The organism is Brevibacillus centrosporus (assembly GCF_046622605.1).
GTDB lineage: Bacteria > Bacillota > Bacilli > Brevibacillales > Brevibacillaceae > Brevibacillus > Brevibacillus centrosporus.
The window spans coordinates 247,763-265,000 of record NZ_CP176856.1; the positions used below are offsets into that span (position 1 = coordinate 247,763).

General features: G+C 48.5%; 24 protein-coding genes (1 of these 24 running past the window's edge). 22 read left to right on the forward strand and 2 right to left on the reverse strand.

Annotated elements, in window-relative coordinates:
- Positions 1-7 precede the first annotated feature (7 nt).
- The 19 genes from rpmD (at position 8) to ACLIN2_RS01520 (ending at position 12,802) form a co-directional block, all read left to right on the forward strand.
- On the forward strand, positions 8-187 hold the full coding sequence (rpmD, locus tag ACLIN2_RS01430) for a 50S ribosomal protein L30 (protein WP_092277020.1): 180 nt from the start codon (positions 8-10) through the stop codon (positions 185-187).
- 32 nt (positions 188-219) lie between these two features.
- On the forward strand, positions 220-660 hold the full coding sequence (gene rplO / locus ACLIN2_RS01435; RefSeq protein WP_007716272.1) for a 50S ribosomal protein L15: 441 nt from the start codon (positions 220-222) through the stop codon (positions 658-660).
- On the forward strand, positions 660-1,955 hold the full coding sequence (secY, locus tag ACLIN2_RS01440; protein WP_092277024.1) for a preprotein translocase subunit SecY: 1,296 nt from the start codon (positions 660-662) through the stop codon (positions 1,953-1,955). The genes rplO and secY overlap by 1 nt, the downstream gene beginning before the upstream one ends.
- A gap of 61 nt (positions 1,956-2,016) precedes the next feature.
- Positions 2,017-2,661, forward strand: coding sequence for an adenylate kinase (locus ACLIN2_RS01445; RefSeq protein ID WP_411503051.1), 645 nt, complete (start codon positions 2,017-2,019; stop codon positions 2,659-2,661).
- Positions 2,662-2,667: 6 nt separating this feature from the next.
- Positions 2,668-3,414 (forward strand): type I methionyl aminopeptidase, encoded by a 747-nt coding sequence (gene map, locus ACLIN2_RS01450; protein WP_092277030.1) that lies wholly within the window; start codon positions 2,668-2,670, stop codon positions 3,412-3,414.
- A 116-nt stretch (positions 3,415-3,530) separates the two neighbouring features.
- Positions 3,531-3,749 (forward strand): translation initiation factor IF-1, encoded by a 219-nt coding sequence (gene infA / locus ACLIN2_RS01455; protein ID WP_023558720.1) that lies wholly within the window; start codon positions 3,531-3,533, stop codon positions 3,747-3,749.
- A gap of 34 nt (positions 3,750-3,783) precedes the next feature.
- Positions 3,784-3,897: a 50S ribosomal protein L36 gene (gene rpmJ / locus ACLIN2_RS01460; protein ID WP_003333770.1), complete on the forward strand. Its 114-nt coding sequence runs from the start codon at positions 3,784-3,786 to the stop codon at positions 3,895-3,897.
- Positions 3,898-3,918: 21 nt separating this feature from the next.
- Positions 3,919-4,287, forward strand: a complete 369-nt coding sequence (gene rpsM / locus ACLIN2_RS01465; RefSeq protein ID WP_411503052.1) for a 30S ribosomal protein S13 — start codon at positions 3,919-3,921, stop codon at positions 4,285-4,287.
- 16 nt (positions 4,288-4,303) lie between these two features.
- Complete coding sequence (gene rpsK, locus ACLIN2_RS01470) at positions 4,304-4,705, forward strand: 30S ribosomal protein S11 (protein WP_092277038.1); 402 nt, start codon at positions 4,304-4,306, stop codon at positions 4,703-4,705.
- Positions 4,706-4,861: 156 nt separating this feature from the next.
- A complete protein-coding gene (locus ACLIN2_RS01475; RefSeq protein WP_049742248.1) occupies positions 4,862-5,806 on the forward strand; it encodes a DNA-directed RNA polymerase subunit alpha in 945 nt (314 codons plus the stop codon).
- A 58-nt stretch (positions 5,807-5,864) separates the two neighbouring features.
- Positions 5,865-6,224 carry a 50S ribosomal protein L17 gene (gene rplQ, locus ACLIN2_RS01480; RefSeq protein WP_122926747.1) on the forward strand — a complete coding sequence of 120 codons (360 nt, stop codon included), beginning with the start codon at positions 5,865-5,867 and terminating at the stop codon, positions 6,222-6,224.
- Between the two features lie 180 nt (positions 6,225-6,404).
- Entirely contained in the window at positions 6,405-7,256 is an 852-nt protein-coding gene (locus ACLIN2_RS01485; protein WP_400588452.1) for an energy-coupling factor transporter ATPase, read from the forward strand.
- A complete protein-coding gene (locus tag ACLIN2_RS01490) occupies positions 7,232-8,104 on the forward strand; it encodes an energy-coupling factor transporter ATPase (protein WP_411503053.1) in 873 nt (290 codons plus the stop codon). Before ACLIN2_RS01485 ends, ACLIN2_RS01490 begins: the two co-directional genes overlap by 25 nt.
- 2 nt (positions 8,105-8,106) lie before the next feature.
- Positions 8,107-8,904, forward strand: a complete 798-nt coding sequence (locus ACLIN2_RS01495; protein WP_092277047.1) for an energy-coupling factor transporter transmembrane component T family protein — start codon at positions 8,107-8,109, stop codon at positions 8,902-8,904.
- Entirely contained in the window at positions 8,901-9,635 is a 735-nt protein-coding gene (gene truA / locus ACLIN2_RS01500; protein WP_411503054.1) for a tRNA pseudouridine(38-40) synthase TruA, read from the forward strand. Before ACLIN2_RS01495 ends, truA begins: the two co-directional genes overlap by 4 nt.
- Positions 9,636-9,887: 252 nt before the next feature.
- Positions 9,888-10,325 carry a 50S ribosomal protein L13 gene (rplM, locus tag ACLIN2_RS01505; RefSeq protein WP_092277054.1) on the forward strand — a complete coding sequence of 146 codons (438 nt, stop codon included), beginning with the start codon at positions 9,888-9,890 and terminating at the stop codon, positions 10,323-10,325.
- A gap of 20 nt (positions 10,326-10,345) precedes the next feature.
- Complete coding sequence (gene rpsI, locus ACLIN2_RS01510) at positions 10,346-10,738, forward strand: 30S ribosomal protein S9 (protein ID WP_005828788.1); 393 nt, start codon at positions 10,346-10,348, stop codon at positions 10,736-10,738.
- A 131-nt stretch (positions 10,739-10,869) separates the two neighbouring features.
- Positions 10,870-11,592: an N-acetylmuramoyl-L-alanine amidase CwlD gene (cwlD, locus tag ACLIN2_RS01515; protein WP_281274599.1), complete on the forward strand. Its 723-nt coding sequence runs from the start codon at positions 10,870-10,872 to the stop codon at positions 11,590-11,592.
- Positions 11,593-11,689: 97 nt separating this feature from the next.
- Positions 11,690-12,802 (forward strand): P-loop NTPase, encoded by a 1,113-nt coding sequence (locus ACLIN2_RS01520; protein WP_092277057.1) that lies wholly within the window; start codon positions 11,690-11,692, stop codon positions 12,800-12,802.
- Between the two features lie 64 nt (positions 12,803-12,866).
- On the opposite strand, the gene gerD is transcribed toward ACLIN2_RS01520, so the two are convergent.
- Positions 12,867-13,502, reverse strand: a complete 636-nt coding sequence (gene gerD, locus ACLIN2_RS01525; protein WP_092277061.1) for a spore germination lipoprotein GerD — start codon at positions 13,500-13,502, stop codon at positions 12,867-12,869.
- 125 nt (positions 13,503-13,627) lie between these two features.
- Between gerD and ACLIN2_RS01530 the strand changes: the two genes are divergently transcribed.
- Positions 13,628-14,215, forward strand: a complete 588-nt coding sequence (locus tag ACLIN2_RS01530; protein WP_122926741.1) for a KinB-signaling pathway activation protein — start codon at positions 13,628-13,630, stop codon at positions 14,213-14,215.
- Between the two features lie 578 nt (positions 14,216-14,793).
- Positions 14,794-16,056, forward strand: coding sequence for a group II intron reverse transcriptase/maturase (ltrA, locus tag ACLIN2_RS01535; RefSeq protein ID WP_411501590.1), 1,263 nt, complete (start codon positions 14,794-14,796; stop codon positions 16,054-16,056).
- 89 nt (positions 16,057-16,145) lie between these two features.
- Here ltrA and pdaB read toward each other — a convergent pair whose 3' ends face one another.
- Positions 16,146-16,910, reverse strand: a complete 765-nt coding sequence (gene pdaB / locus ACLIN2_RS01540) for a polysaccharide deacetylase family sporulation protein PdaB (RefSeq protein ID WP_411503055.1) — start codon at positions 16,908-16,910, stop codon at positions 16,146-16,148.
- A gap of 127 nt (positions 16,911-17,037) precedes the next feature.
- Between pdaB and ACLIN2_RS01545 the strand changes: the two genes are divergently transcribed.
- Positions 17,038-17,238, forward strand: the beginning of a protein-coding gene (locus ACLIN2_RS01545) for a stage II sporulation protein M (RefSeq protein ID WP_122961536.1). It continues 444 nt past the right edge of the window; 201 of the gene's 645 nt are visible here — the first part of the coding sequence; its start codon is at positions 17,038-17,040; its stop codon lies off the right edge, out of view.

A 17,238-nucleotide genomic window follows, 5' to 3' on the forward strand; every position in this document is an offset into this window, starting at 1 on the left:
AATGAACATGGCAAAATTGCAAATCACCCTCACACGTAGCCTGATCGGACGTCCAGTAGGACAACAGGAAACTGTAAAAGCACTGGGTCTTCGTAAAATCAACTCCACTGTAGTGAAGGAAGACAACGCCGCTATCCGTGGAATGGTTTTCAAAGTGAAGCACTTGGTTGACGTGAAAGAAGTATAATTGAACATCTCAAGAGTTAGGAGGTGCAACGTATGAAATTGCATGAACTGCAACCTGCAGAAGGATCCCGTCACACTCGTAAGCGCATCGGTCGCGGTATCGGTAGCGGTACTGGCAAAACTGCTGGTAAAGGTCACAAAGGTCAAAACGCTCGTTCCGGTGGCGGCGTACGCCCAGGTTTCGAGGGTGGTCAAAACCCATTGTACCGTCGTCTGCCTAAGCGCGGTTTCACTAACATTAGCCGTAAAGAATTCGCGATTGTTAGCCTGGACGCGCTGAACCGTTTTGAAGAGGGTACTGTAGTAACACCTGAGCTTCTGAAAGAAACCGGTGTTATCAGTGCGCTGCGCGACGGTGTTAAGGTTCTTGCTAACGGCGAACTGACAGTGAAGCTGACTGTAAAAGCTCACAAGTTCTCCGGAGCTGCTGCTGAGAAGATCGCACAAGTCGGTGGAACAACCGAGGTGATCTAATGTTAGCGTCCTTAACTAACATTTTTAAGATTAGCGACCTGCGTCGTAAAATCCTGTTTACGCTCATGATGTTGGTAGTATTCCGGATCGGAAGCTTTGTACCAGTTCCTAACGTAAACGTCGAGTTGTTTCAGCAGAACACAAACCACTTGCTTGGATTGTTGAACACCTTTTCTGGTGGAGCTCTGAAAAACTTCTCGATTTTTGCTATGGGTATCATGCCGTATATTACGGCGTCGATTATCATGCAGCTGTTATCGATGGACGTTGTTCCAAAGCTTACGCAATGGGCACGTGAAGGTGAGGTTGGTCGACGCAAGATCGCTACGGTTACCCGCTACAGTACAATTGTCCTCGGTGCGATTCAATCCGTCGGGATGACAATTGGATTCAATAATATGGCGCCTGGCTTGCTCAGCGATACATCCGTTGGCAGCTATGCACTTATTGCATTGACACTGACAGCAGGTACCGCGTTCTTGATGTGGATGGGTGAACAGATTACCGAGAAAGGTATCGGTAACGGGATTTCGATCCTGATCGTATCCGGTATCATCGCGAACATTCCAAATGGAATCGAAACGATCTACTCGACTCAGTTCGCTGATCCATCCCAGAACATTTTCTTCAGCATCGTCAAAGTTGTGATTATCTTGCTGGTGATCCTCGCTATTATTGTCGGGGTTATCTTTATACAGCAAGGTGTGCGTAAGATTCCAGTGCAATATGCCAAACGCGTGGTTGGACGGAAAATGTACGGTGGTCAATCTACCCACATTCCACTGAAAGTCAACTCGGCTGGTGTTATTCCTGTTATCTTCTCCATCTCGCTTGTAATTTTCCCTTCGACAATCGCTCAGTTCTGGGTTGACCAATCCGGAACAGGTATTGCCAACTGGATTTATCAAAACTTCCAAGTTAGTGCACCGCTTGGAATGGCTTTGTACGCCATCTTGATTATCGGGTTTACTTATTTCTATACCTTTGTACAGATGAATCCTGTGCAAATGGCAGAGAACATGAGGAAAAATGGCGGTTACATTCCTGGTATTCGACCTGGTAAAAACACTGAGGTGTACATTACTCGTACATTGAACCGCTTAACATTGGCGGGCGCTCTCTTCCTGATGCTGATTTCCATCTTGCCGTTCTTCTTCAGCAAGCTGGCAAATCTGCCGCAGTCGATTTATATCGGTGGTACTTCGCTCTTGATCGTAATCGGGGTTGCCCTGGATACGATGAAACAGATCGAAAGCCAGATGATCAAGCGTCACTACCAAGGGTTCATCAAGTAATACCTGGGTTTTTACAGAAAAGCCTCTGTAAGCTTTTCTTTATGGGACGGAGGGAATGGACGTGAATATAATTCTGATGGGACTGCCTGGAGCCGGTAAAGGTACACAGGCAGAACGAATCGTTGAAGAGTTTAACATCCCGCACATTTCGACTGGTGATATGTTCCGCGCAGCAGTCAAAAATGAGACATCACTTGGGCTTGAAGCGAAGTCCTACATGGATAAAGGCTTGCTCGTTCCAGATGAAGTGGTTATCGGGATCGTGCGGGAACGTCTGTCGATGGACGACTGCGAAAAAGGGTTTCTCTTGGATGGATTCCCTCGCACCGTTCCACAGGCAGAAGCGTTGACAGCGACTGTTAAGGAGCTGGGACGCGAAATTGATCACGTCATTAATATCAATGTTCGCCGGGAATTGCTGATTGAACGTCTGACCGGTCGCTGGATCTGCCCAGTATGTGGAGCTAGCTATCATACGATGTTCAACCCTCCAAAAGAGGCTGGTGTATGTGATAAAGATGGTGGTAAACTGTATCAGCGTGAAGACGACAAGCCGGAAGTGGTAGCACAACGACTTGATGTCAACATCGCTCAAACACAACCACTGATCGATTATTACTCCGCTCAGGAGCTCCTGCGAGATATTAATGGAGAGCAAGATATCCAGGTAGTGTTTGCGGAAATTAAGTCTCTGCTAAGAGGGTAATTGCGAATGATTATCCTGAAGTCGAAATCAGAACTTGAGGTTATGCGCGAAGCAGGTCGCATTGTCGCACTCACCCATCAAGAACTGGCCAAGGCAATCAAGCCTGGTGTTACGACAAAGCAACTTGACGAAATTGCCGAGACGTTTATCCGTAGCATGGGAGCAATTCCATCATTTAAAGGCTACGGTGGCTTTCCAGGAAGTATCTGTGCTTCAGTCAATGAAGAACTCGTACACGGGATCCCAGGAAAGCGGATGCTGCAAGAGGGAGACATCATTAGTTTGGACATCGGTGCCCAGTTTGAAGGGTTCCATGGAGACTCCGCTTGGACGTATCCGGTTGGGACAGTTTCTGTTGAAAATCAGAATCTGCTGCGAGTGACAGAAGAATCGTTGTTCAAGGGGCTTGAAAAAGCTGTACCAGGGGCACGATTGTCTGATATCTCCCATGCCATTCAGATTCATGCAGAAGCTGCCGGCTTCACACTCGTTCGCGAGTATGTGGGGCATGGGATTGGGCAAAACTTGCACGAAGATCCGCAGGTTCCTAACTACGGGCCTCCCGATCGAGGTCCCCGTTTGAAACCAGGCATGGTGTTGGCGATTGAGCCAATGGTAAATGCCGGCGAACGTTATGTCCGCACATTGGAGGACAATTGGACGGTAGTAACAGTGGATCGGAAAACATGTGCTCATTTTGAACACACCATCGCGATAACGGAAGATGGTCATGAGATTTTTACACGTCTGTAAACGATGGAATCCTCAAAATGGGGATTGTCGTCCAACGTGTCGACGATAAGTTCGTTGTGTGATCATTTCGCAAAACTCATGGTCTGACTGAAGAGCAGAAGAAAGGAGAGTTTACCATGGCAAAAGATGATGTAATTGAGGTGGAAGGAACGGTAATCGAGCCTTTGCCGAATGCTATGTTTCGGGTAGAATTAGAGAATGGACACAAGATCCTTGCTCACGTTTCCGGAAAAATCCGCATGCACTTTATCCGTATCCTGCCTGGGGATAAAGTAACTGTTGAACTGTCGCCGTACGACTTAACCCGCGGACGTATTACGTACCGCTATAAATAGTTAGTAAAACCCCTAGAAAAGGGAGGCAAGAACCATGAAAGTGAGACCTTCGGTTAAACCGATCTGCGAGAAATGCAAGGTTATCCGTCGTAAAGGTAACGTAATGGTTATTTGTGAAAATCCTAAGCATAAGCAAAAACAAGGGTAAACAAGGAGGTGCTTTTTACACATGGCACGTATTGCAGGCGTTGACTTGCCACGCGAAAAACGCGTTGAAGTCGCTCTTACCTACATCTTTGGTATTGGCCGCCCCACGTCTCAAAAAATTCTGTCCGCCGCTGGCGTAGATGTGAATACTCGCGTTCGTGATCTGACAGAAGACGAAGTTGCTAAACTTCGTGAGTACATTGACAAAACCGTCAAGGTGGAAGGTGATCTCCGTCGTGAGATTTCCCTGAACATCAAGCGTCTGATGGAAATCGGCTGCTTCCGCGGTATTCGTCATCGTCGTGGGCTTCCAGTTCGCGGTCAACGTACTAAAACAAATGCTCGTACGCGCAAAGGTCCACGCCGTACAGTAGCAAACAAGAAGAAGTAAAGGAGGGTAATCTGACATGGCGAAAAGAAAACAGGCTACAGCTGCTCGTACCCGTCGTCGTGACCGTAAGAATGTTGAAGTCGGCGTAGCACACATCCGTTCTACATTCAACAACACGATTGTGACGATCACTGATCCACACGGAAACGCGATCTCTTGGTCCAGTGCTGGTTCCCTCGGTTTCAAGGGTTCCCGTAAAAGCACTCCATTTGCTGCGCAAATGGCTGCTGAAGCGGCTGCTCGTGTTGCGATGGAACACGGCATGCGTTCTCTTGAAGTATCAGTAAAAGGCCCAGGTGCTGGTCGTGAAGCTGCGATCCGTTCCCTGCAAGCTACTGGTCTTGAAGTGAACATGATTAAAGACGTGACGCCAATTCCGCACAACGGTTGCCGTCCACCAAAACGTCGCCGCGTGTAACTGGTTTATATCGTTCAGAACATGTCCATACTAGAATGGTAAATTCTGATTTATAGCTTGTCATGCACGCAAACGGTAAACCGCCGGGGAAATTCCTGAGTGGGCACGTATGCGGCCCACCCAAGGATTTCGACGTTTTGAAGGAGGGTTTGTTTAATGATAGAAATAGAAAAACCAAAAATCGAGGTTGTGGAAGTAAGCGACGACAACTCGTATGGAAAGTTTGTTGTAGAACCTCTTGAGCGTGGATACGGAACTACCCTTGGCAACTCGCTGAGACGAATTCTTCTTTCGTCCTTGCCAGGCGCGGCAGTTCGTACCGTGCAAATCGATGGGGTTCTTCACGAGTTCTCTACGGTGGAAGGCGTCGTTGAAGATGTAACCGAGATCATCCTGAACATCAAAGGCTTGGCGCTGAAGATCCATTCCGATGAAGAAAAAGTAATCGAGATCGATGCAGAAGGCGAAGGCGTTGTCAAAGCGGGAGATATCCGTGCTGACAGTGATGTGGAGGTCTTAAACCCTGATCTTCATATTGCAACGTTGGCGAATGGCGGTCGTCTGCATATCCGCATGACAGCTGGACGTGGTCGTGGTTATGTTCAATCAGATGGAAATAAATCGGAGGATCTCCCAATTGGTGTGATTCCGATTGATTCGATCTACACGCCGATCAAGCGCGTTAACTATCAAGTGGAAAATACCCGTGTAGGGCAAATGACCAACTATGACAAGTTGACCCTTGAGGTTTGGGCAAACGGCAGCATCAGTCCGGAAGAGGCCGTTAGCCTCGGCGCCAAAATCATGACGGAACACCTGAACCTGTTTGTCGGTCTGACCGACGAGGCGAAAGATGCTGAAATCATGGTAGAAAAGGAAGAAGACAAGAAAGAGAAAGTGCTCGAGATGACTATTGAAGAGCTCGATCTTTCTGTTCGTTCCTACAACTGCTTGAAGCGTGCCGGTATCAACACCGTGCAAGAGCTGACGCAGAAGACCGAAGAGGACATGATGAAAGTGCGCAACCTGGGACGCAAATCTCTGGAAGAAGTTCAAGAAAAGTTGGCTGAGTTGGGCCTGTCCCTCCGCAGCGACGACTAGAGCCAGTAGAATACCCGTAAGCACGCTCTGTTCTCTCGAGTAAGAGGGAGGTAAGAACATGGCACAACGTAAATTGGGTCGTCGTAGCGATGCACGTAAAGCGCTGTTCCGCGACTTGGTAACTGACCTGATCATCAACGAGCGCATCGTAACTACAGAGATGAAGGCGAAAGAACTGCGCCCAATCGCTGAGAAAATGATCACGCTCGCGAAACGTGGCGATCTGCACGCTCGTCGTCAAGTAGCTGCTTTCGTTCGTAACGAAGTAGCGAACGAAGAAGGCCGCGATGCAGTTCAAAAACTGTTCGATGAAATCGCTCCTCGCTTTAAAGAGCGTAACGGCGGATACACTCGTATCCTGAAAGCCGGCCCTCGTCGTGGCGATGCTGCACCGATGGCTTACATCGAATTCGTTTAATAGATCCATACAATCTGGTCGTTATACCAAGAACTTGGGACTCGTTCCCCTTTCTTGGAGACTACCGCGAAAAGGGTGGGGGCAGATCTGGTCATAGGCTGGACTCTGATTCAACCCTTTTTTCCTTTATGGAGAGAAAAGCGGATTCCCTGTGAAGGCTGGGGAGGATGTGAACGCCTCATGAAAGAGGAAAGCTTGCTGGCATTTCGAGATGTTTCTTTTTCGTATGATGGCGAAGAAGGACAACGAATACCTGTACTCAAAAGCGTGGACCTGACGATCGAAAAGGGCTCGTTTGTCTCTGTTTTGGGGCACAACGGGTCTGGGAAATCTACACTGGCAAAGCTCATGAATGCGTTGCTTTTGCCAGAGAAGGGCACCATCATCGTCAGTGGTTTCGATACGAAGAACGAAGAAATGCTCTGGGAGATCCGCAGGCATGTAGGAATGGTCTTTCAAAATCCGGACAATCAAATTGTCGGAGCTACTGTCGAGGATGACGTGGCATTTGGCCTGGAGAACATGGGTGTGGATCCAGGGGAGATGCGTAAACGGATTGATGAAGCACTTCACTCGGTTGGGATGGAAAAATACTTGATGGCGCAGCCGCACCGTTTATCAGGCGGACAAAAGCAGCGCGTGGCTATTGCAGGAATCATGGCGATGAGGCCATCTCTCATCATCTTGGATGAGGCGACTGCCATGCTTGATCCACAGGGGCGACAAGAAGTCCTGGATTTGGCCAGACGCCTGAATCGAGAAGAAGGCATCACGATCATCAACATTACGCATTTTCCGGAAGAAGCCGTCTTTTCTGATCATGTGACGGTCATGAATGCAGGAGAAGTCCTGCTGGAAGGTTCGCCACACGACGTATTCAGCCAGGTAGAACGGCTCCAATCCGTAGGGCTGGATGTACCGTTTGCAGTTCGGGTACGCCATGCGCTTGCCGCGAAAGGAATCGAACTACCGTTTGTACTGCACCAAGAGGAGCTGGTGGAGCACGTATGCAGATTACTTTTGACAAAGTAAGCCATATCTACGGCAAAGGAACGCCATTTGAACGACTTGCCTTGCAGGAAATTTCCTTGACGATTCCTTCAGGTTCCTTTGTAGGCATTATTGGGCAAACTGGCTCCGGTAAATCCACCTTGATCCAGCATTTGAACGGGCTGCTTTCCCCGTCTTCAGGCCGTATTCAGCTAGGGGATGTGGAAATTACATCTTCGAAGCGTATGCCGCATGCCAGACGTCGGGATATCGGTTTGGTTTTCCAGTATCCTGAGCATCAGCTGTTCGAAGAGACGGTAGCGAAAGACGTCTCGTTTGGACCACTGAATTTTGACTTACCCGTGGAAATGGTTGAATCACGGACACGGGAGTCACTCGAAGTGGTCGGGCTTGACTACGAAACGATCAAGGATCGCTCGCCCTTTCAATTGAGCGGCGGACAAATGAGGCGTGTGGCGATTGCTGGTGTGCTGGCAATGCAGCCAAAGGTGCTGGTTTTGGATGAACCGACGGCTGGGCTTGATCCTGCCGGCCGCAAAGCGATTCTGGAAGGGATCTACCGCATTCATCGCGAACAGGGGCTGACGACCTTGCTGGTTACACACAGCATGGAGGAGGCAGCAAGCTATGCGGATTACTTGCTCGTGATGGCTGACGGACAGGTCGCTCTGCAGGGAACACCTCGCGAAGTGTTTGAGCAGGCAGATTTGCTGAAGCAGCTGTCTCTTGATGTACCGGAAACTGTCGCCTTGGTTTCCCGGATGAATCAATCGTTGCCGGACAACGAGCATTTGCCGCACTCCCTTTATCGGGAAGAAGAGCTGATTGACCATCTGCTGAAACGGCTGTCCGTGCCAAAGGAGCGTTAGGCATGCTGCAGAACATTGCGATCGGTCAGTACGTACCAGGACAGTCCTTTCTTCACCGCGCGGACCCGCGAAGCAAGCTGCTCTTTATTATTCTTTTTGCTACGTTGGTATTTTTGGCAAACAATGCGATCACCTACGCGGTCCTTATCGCGTTTACCCTGATCACGGCCTTGCTGTCCAGACTTTCGCTCTCTTATATCTTGAAAAGCTTGAAGCCGGTCTGGATCTTGATTCTGTTTACCGTTGTCCTTCATATTTTCATAACAAAAGGTGGAACCGTTTATTATCAATGGGGAAGCTTCACGATTGAGGAAGAGGGAGTGCGTCAAGCGATCTTTATTTCCTTGCGATTGGGACTTCTCATTTTGATCAGTTCCTTTTTGACGTTGACGACGTCGCCTATTGATTTGACGGAAGGCTTGGAGCGACTGCTGGGACCCTTTGGGCGCGTAGGAGTACCGGTCCACGAGATTGCGCTGATGATGTCTATCGCGCTGCGTTTTATCCCAACGCTCATGGAAGAGACGGACAAGATCATCAAGGCGCAGACAGCAAGAGGAGCCAATTTTAGCAGCGGCAGCCTTCTACGCCGTGCAAAGAATCTCATTCCAATCGCGATTCCGCTGTTTATCAGCGCGTTTCGTCGTGCCGAGGAGCTCGCTTTGGCGATGGAGGCGCGTGGATATCGAGGAGGCGTCGGGAGGACAAGGCTGAACAAGCTGGCATTTTCCTGGCGGGATAGCTGCGTGGCTGTCGCAGGAGTTGTGCTGTTGTTTGTGATAGGGTGGTGGCGTTCTTGAGACGGCTAAAAGGTGTCGTAGCTTATGACGGTACCGATTTCAGTGGTTTTCAGGTACAGCCTGATCAGGTGACGGTACAAGGAGAGATTGAGGCAGCTTTGCTGCGTATTACGGGCGAGGAGATCCAGATATCTGGGTCGGGACGTACGGATGCTGGCGTTCATGCGCGAGGCCAGGTCATTCATTTTGACACGGCTAGCCATATCCCTCTGGAAAAATGGGGATTTGTGTTGAACAATCAACTGCCGGATGCGATCGTCGTACGTTCCGTGGAAGAGGTAGAACCGACCTTTCACGCCCGTTTTGATGTGCAGGTAAAGGAATACCGCTATTGCATCGACAACCGTCCTGTAGCCGATGTGTTTCGGCATCGATATGCGGATCATATTCGTTTTCCGCTGGATGTAAAGGCGATGCAAAGAGCGGCGCGCCATCTGGTAGGTGAACACGACTTTACGTCTTTTTGTTCGGCAAAGACCTACGTAGAGGACAAGGTCCGTACGGTTTACGGTTTGACTGTCGAGCGCACGGGGGACGAGGTCTGGGTGACGTGTCGGGGAAACGGTTTTTTGTACAACATGGTCAGGATCATTGTAGGAACATTGGTGGAAGTTGGACAAGGCAAGCGCCCGCCCGACGAGCTGATGGAGATTCTCGCAGCGTGTGACAGGGAGAGGGCTGGAAAGACAGCTCCTGCCAAAGGTCTGACGATGTGGGAAGTCGTCTATTAGGTTCTCAATTTCCAGTTAATAGAGCAAGTGCAGGCACTTGACTCTGACCCTTCACATGTAGTACGATAATCCTTGGTATTTTAACCCCGCTAGCCCCACTCTAGCCCCGGTGTTGAAAGACAAGTTCGTGATGAAACACCTGGAAGTGTTGCTCACCCGTTACGTAGCAATAACTTCCATTTGCAAGTTTTGATTGAATTGGTTATAAGTAAATGTGAATTGTGTAAGGTAAGATATTTAGGAGGGACAAACATGCGTACCACATATATGGCGAAACCGCTCGAAGTTGAGCGCAAATGGTACATCGTTGACGCAGAAGGTCAAACGCTTGGCCGTCTGGCTAGCGAAGTAGCTTCGATCCTGCGCGGCAAACTGAAACCTGAATTTACTCCTCACGTTGATGCTGGCGATTTCGTAATCGTAATCAACGCTGACAAAGTAAAACTGACAGGTAAAAAACTGCAAGACAAAATCTACTACACTCACTCCCTGTATCCAGGTGGTTTGAAAAAGACCACTGCTGGCGACATGCTGAACAAGCGACCAGATCGTCTGTTCGAATTGGCTGTAAAAGGCATGCTGCCTAAAAACAGCCTGGGACGTCAAATGTTCACCAAGCTGAAAGTATACGCTGGAACTGAGCACCCACATGCAGCACAAAAACCAGAAGCTTGGCAAATTCGCGGTTAAGGTAAAGGGAGGAAATATACGTGGCACAAGTACAATACTACGGTACAGGTCGTCGTAAGCACTCCGTAGCACGCGTTCGCCTGGTTCCAGGTGAAGGTCGCATTGTGATCAACAAGCGTGAAATGGACACTTACTTTGGTTTGGAAACACTGAAATTGATCGTAAAACAACCACTCGTTCTGACTGAAACTCTTGGTCGTTACGATGTTCTGGTTAACGTAAACGGCGGCGGAACCACTGGTCAAGCTGGTGCAATCCGTCACGGTGTGGCTCGCGCTCTGCTGAAAGCAGATCCAGAACTGCGCGGCGCTCTGAAACGCGCTGGCTTCCTGACTCGCGACCCTCGTATGAAAGAGCGTAAAAAATACGGCTTGAAAGCAGCTCGTCGCGCACCTCAATTCTCCAAGCGCTAATTGTTGTTTTCCGGATACAACCCCTTGTCTGTTCGCAGGCAGGGGGTTTTTCCTTTTGCTTTAGATGGTCATATTTGTCCACCTTTGTCCATATGATGGATACGAGAATGGGACAAAGGGGACGGTACACAGTGACACGAAAAGGGATAGGCTGGATTTTGGCTTTCGCGCTGCTGGTGGTGTTGTTCACTTATGAGGCACCGGATCGCTCCTCCTGGACAGCATGGTCGCTTCCTCTTGCGGGGACAGTAATTGCCATTGATGCCGGCCATGGGGGAAAGGATGGGGGCGCCACGTCGGCTACAGGAGAAGTTGTAGAAAAAGACGTTACGCTTGCCATCAGTATGTACTTGCGTGATTTTCTCCAGCAATCAGGTGCATATGTCATCATGACGAGGGAAGAAGACAAAGATTTGGCGTCACCAGAAGCAGACGCAAACCGAAAACGCAAATCAGAGGATATTCGCAACCGGGTCAAGCTCGTCAATGAAAACACACCGGATTTTCTGATTAGTATTCACGTCAATTCGATTCCCTCCCCCAAATGGTCGGGTGCCCAAACCTTTTACTCGCCTGGCTTTAAAAAGAGCGCTGAGATGTCTTATCTGATCCAGGACGAGATCAAGCGCGTCATCGGGAATACAGATCGGGTACCAAAGCTGACGAACAACGTATTTCTCATCCGGGAGGTAGCTTGTCCGGCAGTGCTGGTGGAGGTAGGGTTTGTGAGCAATACGCAAGAAGCAAAGCAGCTTCAATCGGTTGATTACCAGAAGGCAATGGCCAATGCCATTTATCAAGGGATTTTACGGCAATATTCCGGGGAAAAGGTCTCGGTTACACCGGAAAGCTGACGCCCGCGTGTCCCTCAGGACCGAATATGCTATAATGGACGCGCAAACATGAAAGCTACAGGGGTCATGGAAAAGACAATAGATGAGGTGAACCAAGATGTTGACCAAAGAACAAGTTCTCGAAGCACTGCGCGACGTAAAAGATCCGGAAATCAACCGCAGTCTGGTCGAACTGAATATGATTCGCGACATTCGTATTGAAGGAAGCACGGTTAGTCTGACGGTTGTTTTGACCATATCCGGCTGTCCGTTGAAGGCAAAGATTGAAGATGATGTCATTGCGGCTCTCCGTGAGCTGGGAGCAGAGGATGTCCACCTGCAATTTGGCTCGATGACAGATGACGAGCGTGCTGCTCTCAGCGCACAGCTGCGTGGGGGAGGAGCAGGACAGACGCACAATATGACGCCCGGACAAGCACCACTGCTCAATCCGATCCTGGACAAAAATTCGAATACGACCTTTATTGCGGTCACATCCGGAAAAGGTGGCGTTGGGAAGTCCACCGTTACGGTTAACCTGGCTGTCGCATTGGCTCGTATGGGCAAAAAAGTCGGTATTATTGATGCGGACATTTATGGCTTCAGTGTTCCAGACATGATGAACATTGATCAACGCCCAACCGTTATCGGCGAAACCATTTTACCTGTAGAAAAAATGAATGTAAAAGTGATGTCCATGGGCTTTTTTGTAGAGGACAACTCTCCAATCATCTGGCGTGGTCCGATGCTGGGCAAAATGCTCCGCAACTTCTTTTCTGAAGTTCACTGGGGCGAAGAGCTGGATTACTTGCTTTTAGACTTGCCTCCTGGAACAGGGGATATGGCGCTGGACGTGCATACGATGATTCCTCAGAGCATGGAGATTGTCGTGACCACTCCTCACGCTACAGCTGCTTTTGTTGCGGCTCGTGCAGGGGCAATGGCAAAGCGTACGGGACATGAGATTCTGGGCATCGTGGAAAACATGGCGTGGTACGAAGCTAAAGATGGCTCCAAGGAATACGTCTTTGGCCGCGGTGGCGGTGCGAAGCTGGCGGAAACATTGGCGAGTGAACTGTTGGCGCAAATACCGCTGGGACAGCCTGACAACCATCCATCTGAACCGGACTACACGCCATCTATCTACCGTGAACAGTCCAATATTGGTCAGATCTACATGGATATGGCGAGACGAGTCGCAGAAAAATGCGAAAGCGCCGCGAAACAATAACGAAGAAGCAAAAAGGTGGGCTCCCTGGAAAAGAGCTCACCTTTTTTGTTTCGAGTAACGAGGGTTAGCTTGATTTGCCTTCGTCGCTGCTTTCGCCACCGCCGCTGTCTTTCTTACCGCCTTTTTTCGGCTTCAATTCTTTTGGTTTCGTTAAATCCTCTTGTGCCTTCGTCATCAGCTTCAGCATTTCTGCTTGAAACAACGGGCTTTGCAAGGATTCCTTCATGATCTGCATCGTTTGCTGACGGTATGCCGAGCTTTTCATTAAGTCCATCAGGTTCTTTTCGAATTCCGGATCCTTCATGACGGTGATTAATTCTTTTTGGTATTCCGGGTCCTTCATCAGATCCTTCATGAGGTTCTTTTGTTCTGTTTTCATCGACTTGGCGAGGGTACTGGCGAATTGCGGATCTTTGAAGGCTTCTTTAATGTGGGTGCTGTTTGGATTGGTCATGCTTTGGATCAAGGTGGTCCGTACCGTAGATTCGTCCAGCATGATATTCTGCTTGAACTTATCATCTTTCATCATTTTTTCCATCGATTTCTTTGCTTCGTCCGTCTGTAAAATGTCCAGCACCATGTCTTTTACGCTCTTATAGTCAGGCTGAGACGAGCCTTGCGCTTGTCCGCCGCTTGAGCATCCGGTCATAACCAAACAGACAAGTGCCAGCAGCCAAAAGGTCATCGACTTTTTTCTCATGGGGTGGACACCTCCTTCTTTGCTCTGCCTATAGATAACGTGTGCATTTTGTTTTGTTCTTACGCTAGTATTTTCTTGCATGCATTGGTACAATCAAAGTCGATGTGGATGGGAGGGAATGTCTGGTGAGTTTGCGTAAGTATGGTTGGCTCTTTTTCACTACTCTGCTGCTTGGTGGATTGGGTGGTGCACTTGTTGCCTTTATTTTTGATTGGAGCAAATTGACGGAAAGCACGGTCGGCAACTTTCTGGTAGGCACTCTAATGTACATATTGTATGGAATGACGATCAGCATTGTGGCCCAAATGGGTTTTTTCGCGTATATGACGATTAATTACTTTGCAAAAACTATTTTCAAAACGCCGACATTGTGGAAAAGCGTGCAGATCTTCCTAGTTGTCTTTGTCTTTTTTGATATGATTTACCTGCGTTATACGTCTTTAGGGGAAGGCGGATCGATCGGGCCTTTTTTTATTGAGCCGATTCTCTTATTAGTCGTCTCGGTGGTGACGGCTTACGGCAAATCAAATTTGACGAACCGAACTGCTTGGATTCCCACATTGTTCTTTATGTTTGTCGTGACCTCACTGGAGTGGATTCCGGCCCTTAAGGAAACGGATGTGCACTCCACCTTGTCTATGCTGGTTCCATTATTATTTTGCAACGTCTGGCAAGTCATGCAATTGCATCGCCTGGTAAAAAGAGAAAGCTGACCTTATGTGGTCAGCTTTTTTTATGGTGCGCCCAGCATGGGCGATAGCTCTAGGGTGTAAGTCCCGAACGGGGGTTGGCTGTACCAACCGTTAGCCCAAGGCAAGGGTGTCCACCGCGAGGTGGAATCTGAAGGAAGCCGGCGGCAAAGTCCCGACCTGAGGTACACGAACCCAATTTGAGGCTGTTGTATTCGGGTGAGTCTGCCAAACAAGACGAAGCCCCATACAGCCAAGGAATACAGCAGTAAACTTGGGCAGGTACATGGGATGAAAGTTATCGCTCTTACCTGGGGAGGTCTGCATGAAGTGCCTTCAAATGTTGGTAACCGTCTTCGTAAGGAGACGCTGAACATGCAGAAGTCAGCAGAAGCCATAGTACCCAAGTAAAGGACGCTTGAACGGGGAAGGGCTGAACATTAAGTCAACACATCCGCTAATCACTTTCGTGATAATACTGTGAAGCAGAATTCTGTAAGGAACTACTCTTGGAGAAAATGGGTGAAGCCCTGAGGGTACAAGAGAGGGCTGAGTATTGTCCGGCAAGACTAGAAGGATGCGTGCGGAGGAAGGGTATCGTCATGGAGCTGTTGGAGAAAGTCCTGTCACGAGAAAATCTATTAGTGGCACTCGAAAGAGTGGAAAGAAACAAAGGATCGGCGGGAATCGACGGTGTTTCAACCGAACAACTGCGCGATTATATCCGTGAACACTGGTTGACCACTAAAAAGCAGATTATGAAAGGGACCTACAAACCTTCCCCTGTCCGCAGAGTCGAAATCCCGAAATCTGACGGAGGAGTAAGGTTATTAGGTATTCCTACCGTGATAGATCGCTTTATTCAACAAGCCATCCTCCAAGTTCTTACTCCTATATTTGACCCCCACTTCTCAGAATCCAGTTTCGGATTCCGACCGAACCGTGGTGCGCATGACGCCATGAGACAAGCACAATTTTATATTTCCGAAGGATATCGCTTTGTCGTGGATATGGACTTAGAGAAATTCTTCGACCGGGTTAATCACGATATTTTAATGAGTCGGGTTGCTCGAAAAGTAAAAGATAAAGCTTTGTTGAAACTTGTTCGCGCATATCTACAAGCAGGCATCATGGTCAATGGCATCTGCCTTTCGGCAGTAGAGGGCACACCACAAGGTGGTCCACTTAGTCCGTTATTGGCGAACATCTTGCTCGACGATTTGGATAAAGAACTGGAAAAGAGGGGACATCGCTTTTGTCGATACGCAGACGATAGCAATATCTACGTGAGAACAAAGCGGGCGGGAGAACGGGTAAAAGAAAGTATCCAAAGCTACTTGGAGAAGGTACTTAAGCTTAAAGTAAATGAGCAGAAGAGCGCAGTGGATCGACCTTGGAAGCGTAAGTTCCTCGGTTTCGGTTTCACTAATGCAAAACAAGCAAGGATTCGGCTTCATCCAAAATCACTTCTGAAGTTGAAAGAGAAAATCCGCTTCATCACTAATCCGGTATGGAGCATCTCTATGGATGAAAGGATTCGGAAGCTAAACCAGTACCTCATGGGTTGGATCGGATATTTTGCCCTTGCGGATGCAAAGAAAATCCTTCAATCTATCGACGAATGGATACGACGTAGACTTCGACTTTGCTTGTGGTCTCAGTGGAAGCGAGTACGAACCCGATATCGAGAACTTCGCTCTCTGGGTTTATCGCACGTCCAAGCAATAGAAATTGCAAACACCAGAAAGGGTGCATGGCGTACCACAAAGACTCCTCAAATGCACAAAGCCCTCGGAGTTGCATATTGGCAACAACAAGGGCTGAAAAGCTTATTACAACGATATTCTGTCATTCGTCAAGCTTGATGAACCGCCGTATACCGAACGGTACGTACGGTGGTGTGAGAGGACGGGAGTTAGTCGCTCCCTCCTACTCGATTTGTATTCCCTGATGGTTAGTTAATTTCCTTGCTCTTCATATCCGTCCCCGCAATCAGTTCAGACACGGTGACAAATTCATATCCTTGCTGACGCAGCTTATCGATGATAACGGGAAGAGCGAGGTGCGTTTCTTTGCAGGAATCGCTTGCGTGCATGAGAATGATGTCACCGGGATGGGCTTTTGACAATACATTGTTGATGATATTCTCTGTACCTGGGTTGGTCCAGTCCTTTGAATCCGTATCCCATTGAATGACGGTGTAGCCCATATCACCGGCAATTTGCAGAACTCGCTTGTCAAAATCACCGTTTGGCATCCGTATCAGATTAGGTTTTTTCCCAGTCATTTCGGTTAGAATGGTATCGGCTTTTCCGATCTGGGAGCGGATTTCTTCATCGGTATATTTACTGTAATTGTCATGCTTGTGGCCATGCGAGCCAATCTCAAAGCCATCCTCTTTAATGCGTTTGACGATTTCTGGATGACGCTGACTCCATGGAGAGGATAAGAAGATGGTTGATTTGGTCACGTTTTTAGCCTTTAAAATATCCAGGATGGGGACGGTGCGGGATTCTCCCCAGCTGATGTCGAAAGTTAAGGCAATCTTTTTCTCTTTGGTATCGACCTTGTAAATGGCTTGTGGCGCTTGGCTTCCTCCAGCGAAGGCAGAGATCGTATCTTGTTCAGCATAGCCAATTCCTGCTGCCATCAAAATAGCGGCAGTGATGATGAGAACTTGTTTCAAGCGTTGTGCATTCACCACGTAGATCCATCTCATGGATAAGCACCTCCTTTGTCCAATAACAGTTTATGCATGTGAGACAAGGATATTCTTTGGCCTGTTGGCTATAGTTGAGGTACAATGCATATAGTGGAATTACCAGGCTGTAAAAGGAGCGTGGCTCATGAAAAATCAATTGCGGCGGTTGTGGATTGACAATAGAGCGTTCTTCCTAGCCGCATGTTTGCTGTTTATTGGTGGTGGATTGATTGGATTTTTGCAAGCCTCTGCCGTGGAATCAATGGTGAACCAGCTCATGGACCAACTGAAGGAAATTGTGGAAAGAATAAGAGAAAGTGGCGGAGGGGTGCTCGCTACCTTCTGG